Consider the following 3,625-nt stretch of genomic DNA (forward strand, 5'->3'; position numbering starts at 1 on the left):
GCCCCGCTCCGCCCGGTCCCGGACCGCCAGGCCCACCCCGGCCGCCGGATCCGCCGGGCCAGGCCGGGCCGCCGGCACCGGCGGGGGTACCGAACGCGCCAGGCCCGGCTGGGTACCCGGGCCTGGCTGGGCCGGATCCCTGGGCGGGCCCGACCAGGCGACCCGGCGAGCCCGAGGTCGGCGGCCGCGGGGTGGTCGAGACACCGAGCGCCGCCTCCCGGATCTCATCGTCCACCCGAACTTTGACTTCCGACCGGGACAGCCAGTTCGGCCCGAAGGCCCGGCTGCCGGCGCGGGCGAGTTCGAGGGCGAAATCCGTCGCGTCCGCGAAGCGGGTGTTCGGGTCCTTCGCCAGCGCACGCATGATCACCATTGAGACCGGCGGCGGAACCGTGGTGAGCGGTTCCGGCATGACAGTCAGATGGTGGTGGGTGAGCGGCTGCACCGCCATCTGGCGGCCGAACAGCGGTCGGCCGGCGATCATCTCGTAGAGCACCCCGGCGAGGGCGTAGAGGTCCGTCGACGGGAACAGCCGCACCCCCATGATCTGCTCGGGGGCCATGTACCGCGGGGTGCCGAGGATCGCGCTGGCCGTCGTCTCCGCCCCGTCGAAGATTTTGGCGATGCCGAAGTCGGTGACCTTGAGCAGACCGTCGCCGGCGAACATGATGTTGTCCGGTTTGACGTCGCGGTGCAGCACGCCCTGCATGTGGGCGTTGGCCAGGGCGGCGGCGGCAGCCAGGCCGATCGAGCAGGTCGTCTCCGGGGACACCGGGCCCGCGCTGATCCGCTGCTTGAGGGTGCCGCCGGAGAGCAGCTCCATCACCAGCAGGCAGGTGCCCTCGTGTTCGACGTAGTCGTGGATGCGCACGATGTGCGGGTGGTCGAGCTCGGCCAGCACCCGGGCCTCGGACAGGAAGCGGGCCCGCAGATCGGGATCGTCGGAGGTGTCCAGCAGGATCTTGATGGCGACCTTGCGTCCGATGAGCCGATGCTGGCCGGCGAGCACGAGACCGTACCCGCCTCGGCCCAGGTCGCCCTCGACGGTGTAACCCGGAAGCGCCGCCTCCACGAGTGATCTGTCAATCAACAAGGTTCAGATCCGTCCGCTAACGCCGTCGGGCACCGCGTCCTACCGCCGCCCCCGTCCCGAGCGCGGCATCCTGGCCTGCAATGACACCTTCGTCGGGTTCCTGGTGATCCTACGACCCCGACCTTCCCATTCCGCCGCCCGTCCGGGGGCGCCCCACGACGTCGGATCGGCGACATGTGCATGCTGCTGGGGTCGACGAGTGTCGGCGCCGCCACGGTCCGGATGAGGCGACAGGTGTCGGATGACGGGCAGGAGTCCGGATGACGTGCCACGGACACCGATGGTGATTGTGGCGGCACACGTGTTGAACCTGCGAGGAAGGGCGTCCCACGTCATGTCGACAACCGAGCCCGCTGCCCTGGTGGCTCCGCCCGACATCACCGCGACGGCGCAATGGGCGGCGCTGACCGCGCATCTGCACGAGATGTCGGAGGTGTCGCTGCGGAGCCTGTTCGACGCCGATCCCACCCGCGGTGAGGCGTTCACCGCTGAAACGGACGGGCTCTATCTCGACTACTCCAAGAACCGGCTGACGGCGCGCACCGTCGAGCTGCTCGTGGCGCTCGCCCGGCGGGCCGGGCTTGCCGAGCGGATCGAGGCCATGTTCCGCGGCGATCGGATCAACGTCACCGAGAATCGGCCGGTGCTGCACGTGGCGCTGCGGGCCGCGGCGGGGACCCGGATCGAGGTCGACGGGGTGGACGTGGTGCCCGAGGTGCACCGGGTGCTGGACCGGATGGCCGCCTTCGCGGAGAAGGTGCGTTCGGGCCAGTGGCGCGGGGCGACCGGCGAGCGGATCACTACCGTCGTGAACATCGGCATCGGCGGCTCCGATCTGGGCCCGGCGATGGCGTACGACGCCCTGCGCGACTACTCCGACCGCGGGCTCGCGGTCCGGTTCGTCTCCAACGTCGACCCGACCGACGTCTGGGAGGCGACGGTCGACCTCGACCCGGCGCGGACCCTGTTCATCGTCGCGTCGAAGACGTTCACCACCCTGGAGACGCTCGCCAACGCGCGGGCCGCCCGTTCCTGGCTGACGGGGGCCCTCGGCGAGGACGCGGTTGCCCACCATTTCGTCGCGGTCTCGACGAATGCGGAGAAGGTCGCCGAGTTCGGCATCGACACCGAGAACATGTTCGAGTTCTGGGACTGGGTGGGCGGCCGGTATTCGGTCGGTTCGGCGATCGGGCTGTCCGTGATGATCGCGGTCGGTCCGGTGGCCTTCCGCGAGTTTCTCGACGGGTTCGCCGCGATGGACACGCACTTCCGGACCGCGCCGTTCGAGCGGAACCTGCCCGTGCTGCTCGGGCTGATCGGTGTGTGGTATCGCGACTTCTACGGATTTTCCTCGCACGCCGTGCTGCCCTACAGCCAGTACCTCGGCCGCTTTCCGGCCTATCTGCAGCAGCTCGACATGGAGAGCAACGGCAAGCGCGTCGATCTCGCCGGCAGGCCGGTGGGGACACAGACCGGACCGGTGGTCTGGGGAACGCCGGGGACGAACGGGCAGCACGCCTACTACCAGCTGCTGCACCAGGGGACGACGATCGTCCCGGCCGATTTCCTCGGCTTCGCCCGGCCGAATCATCCCGGCGTGGGGCCGGCGGACGGGCCGGACCAGCACGCGCTGCTGCTGGCCAACTTCCTCGCCCAGACCGAGGCTCTCGCCTTCGGCAAACCCGCCGAGGAGGTGGCCGCCGAGGGGATCGCCGCGGACCTCGTCCCGCACCGGACCTTCCCGGGCAACCGGCCGACCAACACCTTGCTTGCCCCGAAGCTGACTCCGTTCGTGCTCGGGCAGCTCATCGCGTTGTACGAGCACAAGGTGTTCACCCAGGGGACCGTCTGGGGCATCAACAGCTTCGACCAGTGGGGCGTCGAACTCGGCAAGGTGCTCGCCGGGCGAATCGTGCCCGAGCTGGCCTCCCCCGGTGCGTCGGGCTCCGCGGACTCCCCGCAGCCTCACCACGACAGCTCGACGAACGCGCTGATCAGGCGGCTGCGCGGCGCCTGATCGTCGCCGGACGGCGGCCGGCCCGACCCCGTCATGTTACTCTCCGTAAACAGTTCGGGGGGTCGGTCCCGCACGGTGATCAGGACTTCGGGGGGGCGGGCAGCATGCGGGTCGACGCCGGAGCCCTGACCATGTCCGTGCGGCGGTCAGGCGAGGACGTGTTCATCGAGCTCTCCGGTGAGCTCGACACCGCCGGCCGGCTGCGGTTCCGCGAGCAGATCGGCGAGTTGCTGGGCCGGGGCGGGGGGACGGTGACGGTGGACGTCGCGGGCCTGCAGCTGATCGACATCCCCGGGCTCGCCGCTCTGCTCCGGGCCGATCTGTTGCTCCGCCGCGTCCACTCCGAGCTGCGGATTTCCTCGCCGACCCCGGCATTCGCCGCCCTGCTGCGCGAGACCGGCCTCGACGGTCGCCTCCGCGTCGGCGAGGGCGCTCGCCGACCCTGACGCCGGTCGCCTCCACGCCGTCGGGCCGGCTGCTTCGAGACGACGGCCCCGCGACTTCGAGACGACGGC

At 70.6% G+C, this 3,625-nt stretch carries 3 protein-coding genes; 2 read left to right on the forward strand and 1 reads right to left on the reverse strand.

Features of this window, described 5'->3' with window-relative positions:
• Nucleotides 1-1,093: serine/threonine-protein kinase (locus NBZ83_RS30885; RefSeq protein ID WP_261576386.1), on the reverse strand; the 1,093-nt coding region annotated here is incomplete at its 3' end.
• 334 nt (nucleotides 1,094-1,427) lie between these two features.
• Between NBZ83_RS30885 and pgi the strand changes: the two genes are divergently transcribed.
• Both pgi and NBZ83_RS30895 read left to right on the forward strand, forming a co-directional pair.
• Nucleotides 1,428-3,110, forward strand: a complete 1,683-nt coding sequence (gene pgi, locus NBZ83_RS30890) for a glucose-6-phosphate isomerase (RefSeq protein ID WP_261576387.1) — start codon at nucleotides 1,428-1,430, stop codon at nucleotides 3,108-3,110.
• A gap of 104 nt (nucleotides 3,111-3,214) precedes the next feature.
• Nucleotides 3,215-3,556 carry an STAS domain-containing protein gene (locus NBZ83_RS30895; RefSeq protein WP_261571386.1) on the forward strand — a complete coding sequence of 114 codons (342 nt, stop codon included), beginning with the start codon at nucleotides 3,215-3,217 and terminating at the stop codon, nucleotides 3,554-3,556.
• Nucleotides 3,557-3,625 lie beyond the last annotated feature (69 nt).

The sequence above is a fragment of the Frankia gtarii genome, from assembly GCF_025403375.1.
Classification (GTDB): Bacteria; Actinomycetota; Actinomycetes; order Frankiales; family Frankiaceae; genus Frankia; species Frankia gtarii.